We start from the raw sequence: 17,139 nt of genomic DNA on the forward strand, positions 1-17,139 counted from the left end.
GCGCCACGTGCTCAGGCACCTCTCACACGGAGGGCTTGACAAAAACGTTCATAGCAACGGTTGTGATCGCCGTTATTGGCCTGATTTTAAGCAAAATTGCCGGTTTTCAGGGAAATAAGCACCAGGGCAACCGTTACAATTTGAAATCAACGTTCTTGGGACAAATAGCGCTTGTGGCAACCGTTAGAAAATTTGTGTGGCTAGAAAGTGTATCTTGTCAGATCAGATAGAGGTGCCCCATCAGCGGCAAAGCTCGGAAATGTATTCCGCGTCCCGGCCGACCCCGCCGATCAGCGCCGAACCTCGGCGATACTGCCACGGCAGCCCCAGGAAGTACAGACCTTGGACAGGCGAAACGCCGCGATGATGGAGCGGTTTTCCCTGATCGTCCAGCACGCGCGGAATTCGAATCCAGCCGTAATCCGGCCTGAAGCCGGTGGCCCATATGACGTTTTGGACGGTGAGCTTGCTGCGGTCCTGAAACGTAAATTCATGACCATGCGCGCTTTCGGTCTTCGGTTTAAGCTTGATTTTGCCCTGTCTGATCAGCGCTTTTAATTCATACCCGAAGATCGGGTCGCCTTGACGGCTCAAGAATCGGCCCGCCTTGCCGTCGACACTGGCTTTCATCACGCCAAGCTTGTCTCCCCACCAGAAGATGCTTTTCCCGAAAAGCCGGAGCGGGAGGAACTTCATCTTATGTCCCGCGGAAAGATAAACTTCCCGTTCCCCGGCCAGCTCCGCCGCTATTTGCGCGCCCGAATTTCCCGCGCCGACAACCAAAACCGCCCCCTCTTTCAAAGATAAAGGATTCAAATATTGCGACGTATGGACTTGGTGGACATCGCTCGCCAGCGCCTCCCGGAATTTAGGAACAAACGGCTTATGAAAAGGTCCGGCAGCTACAATGACGTTGCTCGCCAAATATCCCCCTGTGCGGGTTTGAATCTTAAATTTCCCCTGCTCTTTAGCAAGAGAGAGGACCTCCGTGTCCAATTGAACAGGCAAGTCAAAGTGGGCTGCATACCGCCCCAGATAGTCCGCGATTTCATCTTTGGCCGCATACCCGTTTGGATCGCCCGTGAGCGGAAGCCCCGGCAAAGAACTGTGCGATCTCGGAGTAAAAAGAACCAGGGAGTCGTAGCGGTTCCTCCATACGTCCCCGATTCTTTTTTCCTGGCCGATGATCCGAAAATCCGCATTCTTTTTCTTCAAATAGTACCCTGCGGCCAATCCCGCCTGGCTTGCCCCGATGATGAGCACGTCCGTTTTCGTTGTTGTCATCGCTGTCCCTTCCCTACACTTTCATGACTTCATGATGAATCTCCGGCGTTTCGATCTGAATGGTGGTGTGCTGGATTTTGAATTTCTCCTGGATCAAGCGGATCGCTTGCTGGAGAATGCGTTGATTGTCCTGATTGTCCTTGATCAAAATATGGCAGCTCAGCGAATCCAAGCCGGAAGTGATCGTCCAAATGTGCAGGTCATGCACGTCCACTACGCCTTCAATGCGCTCCAGCGTCTCTTTGACCTCCGCCTGGTTCACGGTGACCGGAGTTCCCTCCATGAGAATATGAACGGTATGTTTGATCACGCCCCAAGCGCCTTTCAGAATCAGGAGGGCAACGAGCACGCTGATGATCGGGTCCGCGATATACCAGCCGAAGATCATCATGATCAAACCGGCCACGATCGCGCCCACTGAACCCAAGGCATCGCCGAGAATATGGAGGTACGCGCTGCGCAGGTTGATGTTGTTTTTCACGTCGCCTTTTCTCATGAGCGACCATGCGCTGAGTATATTCGCGAGCAGACCGATGCAGGCGATCAGCATCATCGAGCCGCTGGCCACCGTGCGGGGCTCCAAAAGCCGCTCATAAGCTTCCCAGAGGATAAACCCGGCCACGACAAACAAGGTGATTCCGTTAAAAAGCGCCGCCAGGATTTCGAAGCGGTAGAAGCCGTACGTTTTGTTGGGCGAAGCCGGTTTGGCCGCAAACCAGACGGCAACCAGGCTTAGAACGAGCGAGCTGGCATCGTTCAGCATATGTCCGCTGTCCGACAAAAGCGCGAGACTGCCCGTGACCAGCCCGCCGAAAAATTCCAAAAACATAATGCCGACGGTGATGATTAAGGCGATGGTCAGGCCCTTTTTATTGCCGCTCGGATCAAAATGATGATGGTGACCGTGGTGGCCATGGCCGTGGTGATCGTGGCCGTGGCTGTGGTCGTGATCGTGCTCATGCTCATGTTCGCCGTGTTCGTGATTGTGATTGTGAACGTGTTTATTACTCATTTCAAAAACCTCCTGTCCAGGTCTAGCTTGGTTAAAAACTGGAACGATCTCTGGCAGTTATGGCGAAACCCGCTCCAGCTATGTAAATTTAATATATGAGCATATGCTCATATATAGATTATCAGCCGACCTTCGTTTTTGTCAAGGTTTGAATGAAAAAATCCGCTACGCCGGCAAATAGAAATTCCAAAATGACAAGAGGCGGGTCTATAGGATGCCGGAAAATTATTGCTTCGAACGCAACAATCTTGCTATAAAGAATATGGTACAACGTGGAATATTGAGGCAAAAAGGGGGAATCCCTGATGAATCCAACGGAAGAAAGAACATTGCCGCAGTTGGTGATGCGCAGGAGCGATTTGTCCGATCTGCCGGACATGGCGGAAAGCCAGCTGCCGTCCGGATTTCACTTAAGAAGCTACGAGGCGGGAGACGACGCGGCATGGGAGTCGATCATTCGCCGGGCATTCGGCTGGGAAAGAAACTTTGGGCGGGAGATTGCCGGACATGCTTGCTTTAAGCCCGAGCGGGTGCTGTTTATTTGCGCCGGGGCCGCACCGGTTGCAACAGCCTGCGCCTGGCATGAACCGGGCTGGGGAACGGACAGCGGTTATCTGCATATGGTTGCCGTGGACCCCGATTATGCCGGGATGGGGCTGGGCTATGCGGTGAGCCTGGCGGCGCTGCGGCAGATGAGAGCAGAGGGCCGGCGGCAGGCGGTTCTTGAAACGGACGACTTCCGCCTGCCGGCGATCGTCACTTATTTTAAGCTGGGCTTTCAGCCGGAAGCCCGGGATGAAGTGCAGCGGGAAAGATGGAAAAAAGTCTGTCAAACCTTGAATTATCCGTTTATGCAGGCTGAAACGCGCCCGGGAAATCCGGCGATTCCCAATGAAGACGCGCTGGTGATCCATCCTAGCGGGCGTGTTTACAGTGTCATTGACGGTGTATCCGCCATCGACGCCTATCGCGGTGAATCGGAGCAAAGCGGCGGTTACATTGCTTCCAGGCTGCTGGCGGCGGAGCTGCTTGCCGCCGATCCGCGTGCGGACCTCAGGGAAACGGTGCTGCGGGCCAATTCCCTGCTGCTTGAGCGGATGCGGGAGGCCGGGGTTGAGACTGCAAACGCCGCGGCGAGATGGGGGGCCGTCTTTGCCGTGGTGAAGGTCCATAGCGGCTATTTTGAATTTGTGCAAAGCGGCGACTGCATGATTCTCGTCCGCTACCGGGATGGAAGCGTCCGCACCGTCACCCGGAATCAAGTCGCCGGACTGGATCTCGAGACTTTACACGCCAAGCGGGAGCTTGAAGAAGCGGGGACTTGGACCAAGGCGGAAATCAGCCAAATGCTGCGTCCGTACTCCGAGCGCAACCGCCAAAAAGCCAACACCCTGGAAGGATATTCGGTCATGAACGGAGATCCCGCGCTGGAGTCTTTTATGGAATCCGGTCGTATTTCGCTGGCGGGGGTCCTGAAAATTTACCTGGTGTCGGACGGCATGTATCATTTCATCGAGAACTCCCCGGACCCGGAGAAATGGCGGAAATTGGCTGATCGTTTGGACGCGTTGGGCATCGGACCGTACATAGACGATCTCTGCGCCCAGGAAGCGCTGGACCCCTCCTGCGAGCGGCATCCCCGCCATAAAGTGTCGGACGACAAATCGGCGGTTATTTTGGATGTCGTCTAAGCAGTCCGCCACAATAAAAAAAGAGGGCCCCAACGCTTCCGTAAGCTTGGAGTCCTCTTTTTTAAATATAAGAAACTCAACTTTCGCAAATCCTTTACGGATTTGACGCTGAACCAGAGCGGAAAGTTTTTTCTATCGTCTAATTGAATAGTTGCAAAAAATACAGTTACTTATCCGGGAATCTGCCACGGCGCTTGTTTAAGTGCAAATCATGCAATTAATCTACCTTCTTTCGAAAGAAAGGCAAAGAGACGGGGATATAATTGCATGAAATGCAATTATATCGAATGCTTTGGCAGATTGTTAGAAAGTTAGTTGTATCATTTGCAGCTAATCGTCAGAGCCAAGCCGATCACGCATAATCTTACCAGTCGGTCGAAACCTAGGGGTGCTTTTAAGCTTAGCAAGGTTGTCTTCTTACTTACTCACTGTAATGGTTGTCGACGAATGTGTTATACTGCACCGATATAAAATAGGTGATTTCAGGCGCGTATAAGTACAGATTTAGCGCATCCGGCGTATAGGGTCCGGCTTCGACATGAAACTTGCCTTCATTGTCGAAGGTGACATTTACATCTTCAATATGCTTGGAGATGCCGCCTTGTTTCTCCTGAACCTTGAGCACCATGCTTTGCCCGGCAAATTCCTTGAATTTGCCTTCTACAATCAGCTTGCGTTCCTCGCGAAACTCGGCGTACAAGCTCCGGTCCTCCAGTTCGGCAGGCTTCGCGTACAATTTTCTCTGCGGCAGCTCGGGCAGCGAAGACGCCGGCGTTTCATTCAGCGGACGCCCGCGAAGTTCGCCCAGCGTTTGCCGCAAATGCTGCAAAATTTGCAGGGCTTCGCCCCGCGTCAGCTGCTTAGAGCTTTCAAAGCCCGATATGGACAATTCCGTAACGCCTTGAACGTAGTCTTGGGCCAAAACATACGTGATCGCGTTGGAACCTTTCGCGTTTACGCCATCCGCCGCCGCGACGATCTCGGCAACCTGCCTCCGGGTGATCGGATTGCTGCGGGCGGCCGCGTTCGCGATGCCGGCGAGCGGGTAATTGCGGCTTTTTGCGATCGCGTAGGCGCCATCGGCCCAATGGGTGGCTTTGGCCGACTGGTACGCATCAATATTCACGCTGTACGATTTAAGCAGCATCGTCCAAAATTCCGCTTCGCTGACCGTCTCATCGGGATGAAGCAGCCCGTCTTTCGCCGGGGATATCATGCCGCCCTTTAGCCCCCATTCCAGGCTGGCCTGCAAAGGGTGGCCGGAGATGTCGGAAGGTAAATTCGCCGCGGCTGCGCTGTACGTTTTGGTTTTCCATTTCGGATAAACTTTTACTTTAAGCTGTGTGGTATTTCCGTCCAGGGTTGCCTTTATCTTATAATCGCCGGCTTTAAGCCCGGTCAAGACGCCATCCGCGGAAATTTGCAGGCCCTTGGGATCGCTGCTCACGAATGTGATGCCGCTCTCTACCGCCTCCGATCTCCCGTCATCGAGTACAGCTTGGAAGCTTGACCGGTACGGACCGCCTTCATTCAGCGTAATTTCGCGGAACTCCGGCTTGAGAGCGATCAAGGCGGACCCTTTTCCGGTCGTAAAAGACCAGGTTTGGGTTTGATTCCCCGAGGATGCCTCGGTCCGGTAGTTCAAAGTTACCGTGTATGTATGATTCCCTTTTAAAACCTTCTTGGGGAACAAAAACAAAGTTTTTTCCGAATACAGTTCATCAAAATAAGCGACTTCTTCTCCGTTTTCATCCTTGATCGCGGCTTCATAAGAAGTGATCTTCGTTGCCGCGGTCGCGGATACGATGTAACCCGAGTACTCCGCGCCAAACTGATCGAGCGGGTTCGGAATTTCATTGCCATAGAACCCCACCGGCACTTCGGTCTGCCCGTCATAGGGGTAAACGGATATGCCGCCGGAAATCGCGGAAGCGAATCCCTTTCCCGCCATGTCAACCACGGCCGTTCCGTCCACCAAACCGATGCCGATTTCACTATAGCGCGGGCTTAAAACAATATCCCGGTGGTAGGCCGAATCGAGCCAGCCCTGGATCGCGGAGGAGCTGCTGTTTTGCTTAAAATGCATAACCTCGCCATAAGCGGCTCCATTACTCCCAGAACTCCACCCTGCGGCCCGAATTCTTTCCTTCACGGAGGCTCCGGTAAAACCTTCGTTCCCTTCCTTCTCCGAGTGAGCGTCTAGGCCGGGATGACCCTCCTTATTCGCATTATAGTATTTAACGTGGGCTTCCGCCGCTTGCGTAATCTCCCGATTGAGCGTTACCGGCTGAACCCCTATCTTGGCGCGCACTTCATTGAGAAAATCCACAGCTTCCAATTGGTCGCTCGTATACCCCGATTTCCCGCTATCCGCCGCGTACGCGTGCGGTGCCGCGCCAAAAGCCCCTCCTCCAAACCATCCCGTCAGCAATAACAAAAGAGCCCCCGCGCCCGCGATCACGCTCCTCCCGCGAATACGAGCGGCAAACAGGCCCTTCCTGTTATCCAATTTCATGCCATGACCTCCTTTTTGTCAGGAATTGAATTCGACAAAGTTCGGCGCATTCCTGCAAAATCACTAGTAAACGCTACTCTATTAAAAGGGGCGGTCCCCATAAAAATAGCCAGTAGTGTCCCCCGCAAGCAGTAGGTTCCACGCCCACACGGTAATGTGAATGGAATAGTTGCAAAATGTACAGTTACTTATCCGGAAATGCTGCCACAACGCTTGATTAAGTGCAAAACCCGCAATTGATCCGCTATTTTTGGAAGAAAAGGCAAAGGGCCGGAGAACAAGTTGTACGAAATGCAGTTAAACGCATGATGAGGTAAATGGATGGAAAGTTGGTTGTATGATTTGCAACTAATGGTCAAAGCCAAACTCTTCTTGTACCCGGATAAATAGGATTAAAAGATATAATTGTAATAGAGGAGTGCATTATATGAACCTTTATGATAAAAAATTTCAATTTGCAGTGACATGTATCTATCCTATTGCCGTATTCTGCCTGCTAAGTTTTGGGGAATTGCTGCATTCCTGGACGTTGCCTATCGTTGTTACTATCCTCTTTTGCTTATTATGGAGTAAATTGAGTTATTTATTTGCGGGAACTATTGTAGCCTGGGCGGTCGCAGTACCCATTGGTGGATCATCATGAAGAACACAAGCGAAAGCCAGAGTGCTGCCATATTTATCTCTTCATTGACTTTTATCATCATTTCATTTATCTTTGCTGTGCTGATTCCTGAAATGTTGTTCATTATCATGAAGAATCGAATTGTAAAATATTTTGCAAATAGAAGAAGACCTTAGTTTCTTCCCGAGATTTATCCCCCAAACGCAAAAAAACAACCGCCGGCTCTTGGGCCTGGCGGCTGTTTGTTCCCCTGCTCCTTATTTCACTTCGTTCAAGCGCTCTTCCAGACGGTCCCAGGTTTCGGTGATACCCTGCAGCATGCCCATGTCCATAACGGTTTTGAGGGCTTCCGCCGATACGTATTCGCTGCGGCTGACCAGTTTCGTCCGGCCGCCGAGATCGATGAATTCCATCGCGACCACGGTTGCCGGCAGCTCCTCGTTCACATTGCCTTCGGCATCCGAGAAGTAATCGGTGTAGACGAAGCGATCCGGCTCGTCGATTTCCTTATATACGCCTTTGCCCCAGGATTCCATGCCGTAAAATTCACCTTGATTCCGATCCATACACTTCATGCAGTAGTGCCAAACGCCGCCCGGCCGGAAATCGATGTTGCACACCGTAACCTCCCAGCCTCTCGGTCCCCACCAGTGCTTTAAATGCTCGGCCTCTTTAAACATCGAAAACACCAGCTCACGCGGCGCGTTGAAGACGCGCTCCAGCACCAACACCTTCTCATTCTCTACTCTTGAAACCATTGCCTGATCTGCCATTGTAACATCCTCCTCAGCGATCTTTATGATTTTTCCCTATTTTGCCATTCCCTCAAATAGTTATCCAGATTGTCGAACTTATCCTCCATCACGCGCCGGAAAGAGTTCACCCAAACATCCAGCTCTTGGAAGGGCTCGGGCCGGAGCTTGCAGATCCGGCGATTGCCTTCGGCTTTCATTTCCAATATTCCGCCTTCGCTAAGTATCTTCAAATGCTTCGAGGTTTGGGGCTGACGAAGTCCCAGCCGGCCGGCGATTTCGCCCACGGTCAGGGGACCTTCGCGCAACAGTTCGGCGATCGCCAAACGATTCGGTTCGGCCAACACGCTTATCATCATCGTCCTGTCCATGCCCGGATTGTTTTTCCTTGACATCCCGTTCACCTCATTAAGGGATACTTACTTGATATCGCCTCACTCCTTTATCGCCCAGGTTTTCTTCCGGTGATTCAAATATACACTATAGGGAATATTCCTGTAAAGGAATATTTAAAAAATTTTTGACCAGCATCAATTGGAACTTTTTACGGATACAACCGTCAGTTAGGATGTAATCGCGGCTAGAGTGGTCATATCGATGGAAGCTTCACGTATAAGCACTTGAAGGGAGCGTTTCCGGTCGTGGCGGCAGGAAAATCATTGTTTAAAACACTTGCCGGTGTTGTGTTGGGAGCGGCTCTCGCATGGGAGCATAACGGCATGTGGTTCCAGCGAACCGGAACGTATCGTCAGTCAACCCGACTACAAAGTGTATAGCGATTTACGATTCTAGAATCGCTCTGCGAGAGGGAAATCCGGAAATCCCACGAAATGCAAAAAGTGCAGGCGAATTCCGTCGAAAGTCCCCGAAACGGGCTGCTCAAATGCAAAAAGTGCAGTTCATCTCGGGTCAAAAGTTATTTTTTGATCGCATAGCCCTAAATGAGATGCACTTTTGCATTTCAATCGCTCTAAAGTGGTGATTTGCGGAAAAATAGAATGCACTTTTGCAGTTGATCCCAACGGGCCGTCCTTTTTCCCAGGAAAAACGATAAACTCGGCAGCAGACCTTAACCGAATCTAGCTTGGCGCAACCCCTAGCAACGGACCTGAATGACCTTAAATCGTCTATTTCCCGGATATTTCCCGCGCTAATGGACTCAACAGTCGCTATCTGGCTCCAAATGAGGTTATTGAGGCTACTTGGGCAGAAATAAGGTCATCTCGGTCCGTGACCATTTTTGCTCTCCTGTTTTGGAACAAATAGCGTTCCTCAGGTCCGTTAGCGCCGCCGCTGAAAAAGTCGATCGACTGTACGCTCCATGGCAAAACGTCTTGATCGGCAATCTTGCATTCAACAATAGTCGATTGTTCCCTCTTCTCCAAGGAAACGCCGGTTTACTCCGTAACCTGAAGCTTCGTGTCCTTCTCGATAAGGTTGGCTTTGTTTGCCGCGTCATGCTTCTCATTCTCCATATAATAGTCCTGCAATTCATCTTCGGTTGTCCCCTCCGCCAAAGGCACCTGGTTGCGGTAGGCGGACCGGCAGAGCACATGGGCAGCCACCGGGGCGGTCAAGAATACAAAGAAGATTCCCAAGATGAGGCGGATGCTGAAGTAGCCGTCGGTAATAATGAAATACAGCAAGGTGCCGACGAGCGCGCACAGCACGCCAAGGGTAGAACTTTTAGATGCAGCATGAGACCTGGTATACACATCGGGCAAGCGAACAATGCCAATCGCGCTGATCAAGCTGACCACCGCCCCGAATAGAATAAGAACCGCTCCGACGACTTCACCGCTTCCGCTCAATAACAACACCTCTTTCTATAAACCGGGCAAAAGCAACGGTGCCGATAAACGACAGAATCCCGATTAGCAAAATAAGATCAAAAAAGGCATGGGTGTGCATTAATACGGAGAACACGCCGATACTGGCAATGAGATTAATCCCAATAGTATCCAACGCTTGAACGCGATCCGCACCGGACGGTCCCTTCACCACCCGATATAAATTGGCCAGGATCGCCAGCATTAAGATACATAGGGCGATGACCATCATCGTCTCGAAGATCATTTTCTCGTCACATCCTTTATCGCTTTTTCAAACACGGATTTTGACTTTAAGACGGCCTCTTTGGACTCCGGCATATTCAGCCCGTGAATGTACAGCACCTTGGAATCGGAGCTCAGCTCCATCACGACCGAGCCTGGCGTGAGGCAAATCAGCAAGGAAAGGAGCGTAATCTCCAAATCCCCCTCCAAATCCGTCTCCACCTTAAAAATTCCCGGCTTCACATCGAGTTTGGGACGAAGAACATGCTTCACGACCATCATCGAAGAAATAATCAGCTCATTGATAAACAGCACGAACAGCTTGCCGATCGCAGCCAGCGTAAACACATAAAACGGGCTTTTAAAGAAGCGGCGCATGCACAGTAAAATAAACATGCCGACAAAGTAACCGCTGATAAAGTTCAATACGCTCACTTCATCCTGCAGAAACATCCATAAGCAAGCGATAAATATGTTGAGAAGCACCTGAACGGGCATGGCTGTCTCCCCCCTTTATTCAAACACGGCATCAATATACAGATTTGGATTCAGCAATTCCTCGGCAGCTTGAGCCACATAACCTGCAAGCCCTTCGGCGCCGATTCCCAGGGCAAGACTGGCGATAGTCAACAGAGCAATCGGCAACAGCAAGCCCTTCGCCGTCCCCTTCTCCTCCTCTTCACTTAAGAGCCGGTCGCCCCAAAAAGCGTTCATGAACATTTTGATCATGGAATATAGAATGCACAAGCTGGCCAGCAGCCCGACCGCCCCCAGCCAGAAATAACCGGACGCAAAGGCGCCTTGCGTAATGAACACTTTGCCAAGAAAGCCGCTTAACGGCGGAATGCCGACCATGGACAGCGCGGCGATAAAGAACATCCAGCCGAGCTGGGGATGAAGGCGGATCACCCCACCGGAATCTTTTAGATTACTTGTTCCGGTCAGATGAATAATCGTGCCGCCGATCAAAAAGACGAGCGCCTTGATCACCATATCGTGAATCAAATAATAGATGGAACCCATCATGCCGGTGTGTGTGAATGAGACGAGCCCGAGCATAATAAACCCGACACTTAGGACCACATTGTAGGTTAATATTTTGCGCAAATCCCAATAACCAATCGCTCCGATTCCGCCCAGAACCATCGTGGCGGCAGCGAGTATCCCTATAAACAGATGGGTGATCTGCGGCTCATGATAAAAGATCAGCGTAAACATCCGAAAAATCGCATAGATCCCCACCTTGGTGAGCAGGGCCGCAAAGATAGCCGCGATGGCCGTCGGCGGCACACTGTAGGAGCCCGGCAGCCAGAAATAAAGCAGCAGCCCCGCCTTTAAAGCGAAGACAATCAGGAACAGAAACGCAACCGTTGTAATAAGTCCATCCTGGCCGACCTCAGCGATCCGGATCGAGATGTGGGCGAGGTTCAATGTGCCCGTGATCGAGTATAAATAGGCAACGCCCATTAGGAAAAAGGCGGATGAAATGATGTTCGTAAAAATATATTTGAGCGACTCGCGCAGCTGCCTTTTGGTGCCGCCCAAGCTGATCATGACATAAGAAGCAAACAGAAACACTTCAAAAAAGACATATAAATTAAACAAGTCGCCCGTTAAAAACGAGCCATTGACCCCCGTGACCAAAAACAAAACCAGCGGATAAAAATAAAGCTTCTCCTGTCTTCGGCCAATCGACGGAAAGGCGTAGAGCAGACAGCCTGCCGAGACCACCGAGGTAGCGAGCAGCAGCAAAGCGCTGAACATGTCGCCAACGAAGCTGATGCCATACGGCGCTTCCCAACCGCCCAGCTGCAGGGTTTGAATCCCGTCATTTCTGATCTGATTTATCAATAGGACGGAGACGACCCCCGTAGCCAGCAATGCAGCCAGACTAAGAACCTTTTGAAGCTGAATATTTTTCTGAAAAATAATGAGCACCATTCCCGTGAGCAGAGGTATGACCACCGGCGTAATTAATAAGTTATTCATCCTCATTTCCCCTTAATCGTTCCATGTCATCCGTCCCGTAGTTTTGATAGGCGCGGTAACATAAAACTAATACTAGCGCGGTGACCGCAAAATTAATGACGATCGCCGTTAAAATCAAGGCTTGGGGAATCGCATCCGTGAAACCTGCTGTTGTTTTCTCATGCAGAAGGGGAGGCGCCCCGGTTTTTAGACCGCCGGAAGTAATCAGCAATAAATTCACGGCATGGCCAATAATCGATGACCCCAACACAATCCGCAGCAGCCGCCGCGATAAAATCAAATAGGTTCCGATGGATACCAAAATGCCGACCAGGATAACGATTAATGTCTCCATATTAGCGGTCCTCGCTTATGCCCAAAATAATAACGACCGCGGTACCTATCACAGCCAAGGCAACTCCCGTATCGAAAATCATCGCGGAAGCAAGCTCGGTATCCCCGAAAATCGGCAGGTCGACATGGCCGAAGATCTGGAATAGAAACGGTTTGCCAAATATGGCTCCCGCCATCCCCGTTCCGACAGCAATCAACACGCCGATGGCCGCGAGCTTCTTGAAATCGATGCGGATATTTTCCCGCACCTTCTCGATGCCAAAAGAAAGATACAGCAGAACAATCGCCGCCGCCGTGCTCAGCCCCCCGATGAATCCGCCGCCCGGCTGATGATGACCATTCAGAAACAGATAGATCGAAAAGGTAAAAATGATGACCACCGCTACCCGGGTTACACTTTTCAGGATCACATTATTCGGTTTCATCTTGCCCCCTCCTAAATGTTTGGTGAGCGCTGCTTCTTGAATCGGCTTCAAGCAAACTCGCTTCGGAAGCATCGGCTCTTTTGGAACGCTGATGGATCAGGATATATACCCCTAATCCGGCAATGGTTAATACGGATATTTCCAGCATCGTATCGAAGCCGCGGAAATCCACTAAGATCGCGTTGACGATATTTTTGGCCCCTGCCAGTTCATAGGCATTTTCGAAAAATGAGGTAATAGACTCGAACAATTTATGACCGTTTGCGGATAACGCCAAAACCGTCACCGTTAGCCCGACAGCCGCCGAGATGAGCAGATTCGTTAATTTGAAAGGAATGCGTTCGATGTCCTTCGCAAGCTTCGGCAGATGATAGAAGCACAGCAAGAACAACACCGTGGTCACGGTCTCCACCACCATTTGGGTCAAGGCCAGATCGGGAGCCCGGAAGATGACAAAGAACATGGAAACCATATAACCTAACGCCCCCAAGGCCACGATAGCCAGGATCCGATGACTGGTTAACAACACGGTTAACGCGGCGATGATCATCCCGATCACAAGCCCAGCATCAAAAACACTAACACTAGCGTTATTGGAGAAATCGAACCTGATCCCGTAGAACAGCAGCAGCGAACCCATTAGTAAAATGGTAAAGAAGGCAAAAATGTAGATTAGATAATGCCGCAGCGAACCTGTCATATACCGGTTAGTCAGCGAGGCCGAAAGCTTTTCCGTACCCCGTAAGGTTTGATTGTATAAATGATTCAGCGTCAGCCGCTGAGGATAATTTCGCACGGCCTTGATCCACCGCTTCGCGGTTTTGAACAGAAAGATGCCGACGGCCACTACCCCGATCGTCATGAGCAATTCCATATTCAATCCATGCCACGCGCTGATTTTCAGATCGTAGGCGGAAACGGACATCATCGGCAGAACCGCGGTTAGGGCGGGGGCAAGAATATATTTCCCCAAAACATTCGGGAAGAAGAAAATGAGGATCACCAGCAAACCTAAAACAATGGGTGAAATCAGCATACCCAGCGGGGCCTCATGCACTTCTCGCGTCAGCTTTTCCGAGCGGAATCTTCCGCCAAACGTCTTGAATACGAAAATCATGCAGTAGACGAAAGTAAAAATGCTGGCCACCCAAGCGATGATCGGGAACGCCATGCCGATGTGGCCCAGACCGAAAATACCGGCATGGGATACTTCCGTCACGGCCCCAAAGAACATTTCCTTGCTCAAAAAACCGTTAAACGGCGGCAGCCCCGCCATCGAAAAGGCGCCGATCAAAGCGATCGTAAACGTAATCGGCATCACCTGCATCAACCCGCCCAAATAGCGGATATCCCGTCTGCCTGTCTCGTGGTCAATAATGCCGACGACCATAAACAAGCTTCCTTTAAAGGTGGAGTGATTAAACAGATGGAATAAGGCGGCAAATGTGGCCACCGTAAAGACGGTACCGCTCTCGCCGGGTCCAAAATAGACCGCTAAAGAACCGACCCCAAGCAGGCTCATGATCATTCCCAATTGGCTGATGGTCGAGTAAGCCAACAGCGCCTTGAGATCAGTCTGTTTTAGCGCCGTCAAAGAACCGTAAAGCAGCGTAATGATGCCGATTCCGGCTACTAACCAAAACCACACGGCACTGCCGCCAAAAATCGGAGTCATCCGGGCCACCAAATAAATGCCGGCTTTGACCATCGTGGCGGAGTGGAGGTAACTGCTCACCGGAGTTGGCGCCTCCATCGCATCCGGGAGCCAAATGCCAAACGGGAATTGCGCCGATTTCGTAAAGGCTCCCAGCAAAATACATAACATGGCGGGAATAAACAAGGCATGGCCTTGGATCATGTTCACATTCGCCATGAGTTCCCGAATGCTGTAGGTATCTCCGATGATGATCAGCATAATAAATCCGGCCAGCATGCCGAAGCCGCCAAGGACGGTAATCAATAACGACTTTAAAGCGCCTTGACGGGAGCTCTGGCGCTCGTACCAATAGGAAATCAATAAGAAGGAAGAGACACTTGTCAATTCCCAAAATCCATACAGGACTAATAGGTGATCAGAGAATACCAATCCCAGCATGGCCCCCATAAACATAAGCAAATAAACGTAGAAGTTATGGAGCGCCTCACGGATTTTGGACATATAAAAAATAGAATAAATAATGACTAAGGTACCGACACCGGAAATGAGCAGGCCAAACAATAAACCAAGCCCATCCACATACGAGGTAATATTGATGTTGAAGGACGGGATCCAGGACAATGTGTATTTGTAGGTTTCCCCGGCGGCAACATGGGGTATATATTGTAATAAATAGATAAAGATAGTTAGAGGCACGAGCAGAACGAACCAGCCCGTATGCACTTGACGATTCAAATACTTATACAGAAAGGGAACCGCAAGTGCACTGATCAACGGAAGAAACATGAAGATAAAGAATGTAGCCAAACGCACCCCTCCTCATATACGAATCTTGCGGTCTTCAACGATTTGACTCTTTCCGCGACATCCATTATAGTCTTACATAGTTTAGCCCGGCTCTACTATTTAACCTTGAGGTGAAATGCTTAACATGGACAACGTAAATAATGAATGCATTTTAGTCTGCGTTTATTATGGACCGAACGGCGAAAGACTAATCAAACGCGGTTGTAAAATCGCCAATATGATGAAGGCCCCGCTTTATATATTGACCATTGACTCCAAGCCGTTTGATGAATTGGACGCCGAGAAGACTTTTTACATTGAACAATGGAAAGAATGGGCCAACTCCAATCCGTCGGCTCAGTTTATTATGAAGGACAATGAAAGCCGTCCTGTCTCCAAGGTCATAGCGGAAGTGGCCAGAGCAAAAAATGTCACACAGATTATTCTGGGTCAGACGGCGCAAAGCCGATGGGAACAAATTACGAAGGGATCGATTATTAATTCGTTGGTGCGTGAGATCCCTTTTGTTGACCTGCATATCATTTCGGTCTCCCGTTATATCCGCGACGGGGAAGGAATGTACCAGCATGGAATCCGCGCTTATTTGATTAAAGATGGGGAACAGTATAAACTAAGCTTCTGTCACGAGAAAAATACCGAATATGAAGGCATCTTCTTCAAAGAAATCGATACGGATTTCGATAATGGCATTTTCCGTTTTATGAAGGACGCTGAAACGCTGCAGGTCCCGGTCCATGACGGGATCGTCACCGAATTTAAAAACGTGGATATGAATCCAGCGCTGGATTTGGACGACGCTGACGAATAAGGATCAATGACCGGACGCCGGCCAGTGATCAAGTGAATTCCGCTACTCTCCGCATGTTTTATGTGGGGAGTTTTTTTCATTTCAGAACAAGCATTTTATTATAAATTCACATCCACCTTAATCGGCTGCTTCTCGTTCTTATCAATGCCTAAATACTTCAGCGTTTCCGCCGTCGACTGATGATGCAAGATCGATTTTACGATGGAAATGGCAATTCCCTTATGATACGCGTGATAACCAAAAGTTTTGCGCAGCGTATGCGTCCCAATTTTCTCCGCTATTCCTACCTCCCTTGCCGAGTGGTTGATAATACGGTAGGCCTGCTGACGGGTGATCGGACGGCCGTCCTTTTTGGATCGGAATAAATAATCCTCCGCCTTCCAATCGCCGCCGGACAAATATTCGGTTAATATCTCCCCGATCTTGCTGTTCAAGTAGTAGGCCTGTTCTTCTCCGGTTCTTTCATCCTTAATATAGAGAAATTCCTTTGCACCCTGACCGTCCCAAACATCCTGCACAGTAAGGTTAAGCAATTCGAAAAGACTAATCCCCGTGTTAATTCCCAGGACAAAAAGCAATAAGTCCCTGACCGAGTGCTTTCTCAGCTCCTCTTTCATCGCTTGAATGGTTTCCATGTCTCGAATCGGATGCACATACTGCACAAAGGACCCCTCCGGATATGTTACTTAATTATAGATTAGCATATATTGAGTAACATAACAATTAAAAAAGAGAATTAAATACGAAAAAGGACACCAACGTGTTTCAAATGTTAGTGTCCTCAAAAAATAGATATAATAACCCCAACAGCTCATGGCTCTATGGGATTACGCCGAGAAAACCTGCAAAAACCAGACTGTCTGAGAAACTCCAGAGAAAAATAAGAACATAAAACGTCGCTATTCCGGCGATTCTGTCCATTTGAGAAAAATAGGGGCATTTTATGTCGCTATTTTCTCGAATCGCAAGGAAATATCTGTATTTAAGACCATGTATAGGAAAATAAGAGCAAAAAGTGTCGCTAATGGGGATGAACAGGCTTGTCCTCGGATAATAAGTACATAAAATGCACTAGCGTTGCAAGAACACTAACATCAATTTTCAGCAAAACCCACATTTGGATTATTGAAACTATAAATGGATTTTTTTACAGTCATTTTTTAAGCTTAAGACCAAAAAGCCAAGGTTAC

The 17,139-nt window shown here is 49.8% G+C and carries 16 protein-coding genes; 3 read left to right on the forward strand and 13 right to left on the reverse strand.

Going from position 1 to position 17,139, the window contains the following annotated elements:
• Positions 1–240: 240 nt before the first annotated feature.
• On the reverse strand, positions 241–1,284 hold the full coding sequence (locus DYE26_RS21135) for a flavin-containing monooxygenase (RefSeq protein ID WP_036626871.1): 1,044 nt from the start codon (positions 1,282–1,284) through the stop codon (positions 241–243).
• Between the two features lie 13 nt (positions 1,285–1,297).
• Positions 1,298–2,296 (reverse strand): cation diffusion facilitator family transporter, encoded by a 999-nt coding sequence (locus DYE26_RS21140; RefSeq protein ID WP_036626874.1) that lies wholly within the window; start codon positions 2,294–2,296, stop codon positions 1,298–1,300.
• 305 nt (positions 2,297–2,601) lie between these two features.
• On the opposite strand from DYE26_RS21140, the gene DYE26_RS21145 reads away from it, so the two are divergent.
• Positions 2,602–3,987, forward strand: coding sequence for a GNAT family N-acetyltransferase (locus DYE26_RS21145; protein WP_051985776.1), 1,386 nt, complete (start codon positions 2,602–2,604; stop codon positions 3,985–3,987).
• A gap of 421 nt (positions 3,988–4,408) precedes the next feature.
• Here DYE26_RS21145 and DYE26_RS21150 read toward each other — a convergent pair whose 3' ends face one another.
• Complete coding sequence (locus DYE26_RS21150) at positions 4,409–6,502, reverse strand: CAP domain-containing protein (RefSeq protein WP_036626877.1); 2,094 nt, start codon at positions 6,500–6,502, stop codon at positions 4,409–4,411.
• A gap of 427 nt (positions 6,503–6,929) precedes the next feature.
• Between DYE26_RS21150 and DYE26_RS21155 the strand changes: the two genes are divergently transcribed.
• Positions 6,930–7,145 (forward strand): hypothetical protein, encoded by a 216-nt coding sequence (locus tag DYE26_RS21155; RefSeq protein WP_036626880.1) that lies wholly within the window; start codon positions 6,930–6,932, stop codon positions 7,143–7,145.
• A gap of 236 nt (positions 7,146–7,381) precedes the next feature.
• On the opposite strand, the gene DYE26_RS21160 is transcribed toward DYE26_RS21155, so the two are convergent.
• The 9 genes from DYE26_RS21160 to DYE26_RS21200 form a co-directional block, all read right to left on the reverse strand.
• Entirely contained in the window at positions 7,382–7,897 is a 516-nt protein-coding gene (locus tag DYE26_RS21160; RefSeq protein ID WP_036626883.1) for an SRPBCC domain-containing protein, read from the reverse strand.
• Between the two features lie 23 nt (positions 7,898–7,920).
• Entirely contained in the window at positions 7,921–8,271 is a 351-nt protein-coding gene (locus tag DYE26_RS21165) for an ArsR/SmtB family transcription factor (protein ID WP_036626886.1), read from the reverse strand.
• Between the two features lie 1,002 nt (positions 8,272–9,273).
• Positions 9,274–9,687 carry a Na+/H+ antiporter subunit G gene (locus DYE26_RS21170; protein WP_036626888.1) on the reverse strand — a complete coding sequence of 138 codons (414 nt, stop codon included), beginning with the start codon at positions 9,685–9,687 and terminating at the stop codon, positions 9,274–9,276.
• Positions 9,671–9,952 (reverse strand): Na(+)/H(+) antiporter subunit F1, encoded by a 282-nt coding sequence (locus DYE26_RS21175; RefSeq protein WP_036626889.1) that lies wholly within the window; start codon positions 9,950–9,952, stop codon positions 9,671–9,673. The genes DYE26_RS21170 and DYE26_RS21175 overlap by 17 nt, the downstream gene beginning before the upstream one ends.
• The gene (locus DYE26_RS21180) at positions 9,949–10,428 is read right to left on the reverse strand and encodes a Na+/H+ antiporter subunit E (protein WP_036626890.1); all 480 of its coding nucleotides are present in this window, start codon (positions 10,426–10,428) and stop codon (positions 9,949–9,951) included. The genes DYE26_RS21175 and DYE26_RS21180 overlap by 4 nt, the downstream gene beginning before the upstream one ends.
• A gap of 15 nt (positions 10,429–10,443) precedes the next feature.
• A complete protein-coding gene (locus DYE26_RS21185; RefSeq protein WP_036626893.1) occupies positions 10,444–11,919 on the reverse strand; it encodes a Na+/H+ antiporter subunit D in 1,476 nt (491 codons plus the stop codon).
• The gene (locus DYE26_RS21190; protein ID WP_036626894.1) at positions 11,912–12,253 is read right to left on the reverse strand and encodes a Na(+)/H(+) antiporter subunit C; all 342 of its coding nucleotides are present in this window, start codon (positions 12,251–12,253) and stop codon (positions 11,912–11,914) included. The genes DYE26_RS21185 and DYE26_RS21190 overlap by 8 nt, the downstream gene beginning before the upstream one ends.
• A 1-nt stretch (position 12,254) precedes the next feature.
• Positions 12,255–12,677, reverse strand: a complete 423-nt coding sequence (locus DYE26_RS21195; RefSeq protein ID WP_036626895.1) for a Na(+)/H(+) antiporter subunit B — start codon at positions 12,675–12,677, stop codon at positions 12,255–12,257.
• Positions 12,664–15,141, reverse strand: coding sequence for a Na+/H+ antiporter subunit A (locus DYE26_RS21200; protein ID WP_115311255.1), 2,478 nt, complete (start codon positions 15,139–15,141; stop codon positions 12,664–12,666). The genes DYE26_RS21195 and DYE26_RS21200 overlap by 14 nt, the downstream gene beginning before the upstream one ends.
• A gap of 124 nt (positions 15,142–15,265) precedes the next feature.
• Here DYE26_RS21200 and DYE26_RS21205 point away from each other — a divergent pair, with 124 nt between their 5' ends.
• The gene (locus DYE26_RS21205; RefSeq protein ID WP_082207973.1) at positions 15,266–15,949 is read left to right on the forward strand and encodes a universal stress protein; all 684 of its coding nucleotides are present in this window, start codon (positions 15,266–15,268) and stop codon (positions 15,947–15,949) included.
• Positions 15,950–16,047: 98 nt separating this feature from the next.
• On the opposite strand, the gene DYE26_RS21210 is transcribed toward DYE26_RS21205, so the two are convergent.
• Positions 16,048–16,611 (reverse strand): tyrosine-type recombinase/integrase, encoded by a 564-nt coding sequence (locus tag DYE26_RS21210; protein WP_036626900.1) that lies wholly within the window; start codon positions 16,609–16,611, stop codon positions 16,048–16,050.
• Positions 16,612–17,139 lie beyond the last annotated feature (528 nt).

Source organism: Paenibacillus macerans, assembly GCF_900454495.1.
Taxonomy (GTDB): domain Bacteria; phylum Bacillota; class Bacilli; order Paenibacillales; family Paenibacillaceae; genus Fontibacillus; species Fontibacillus macerans.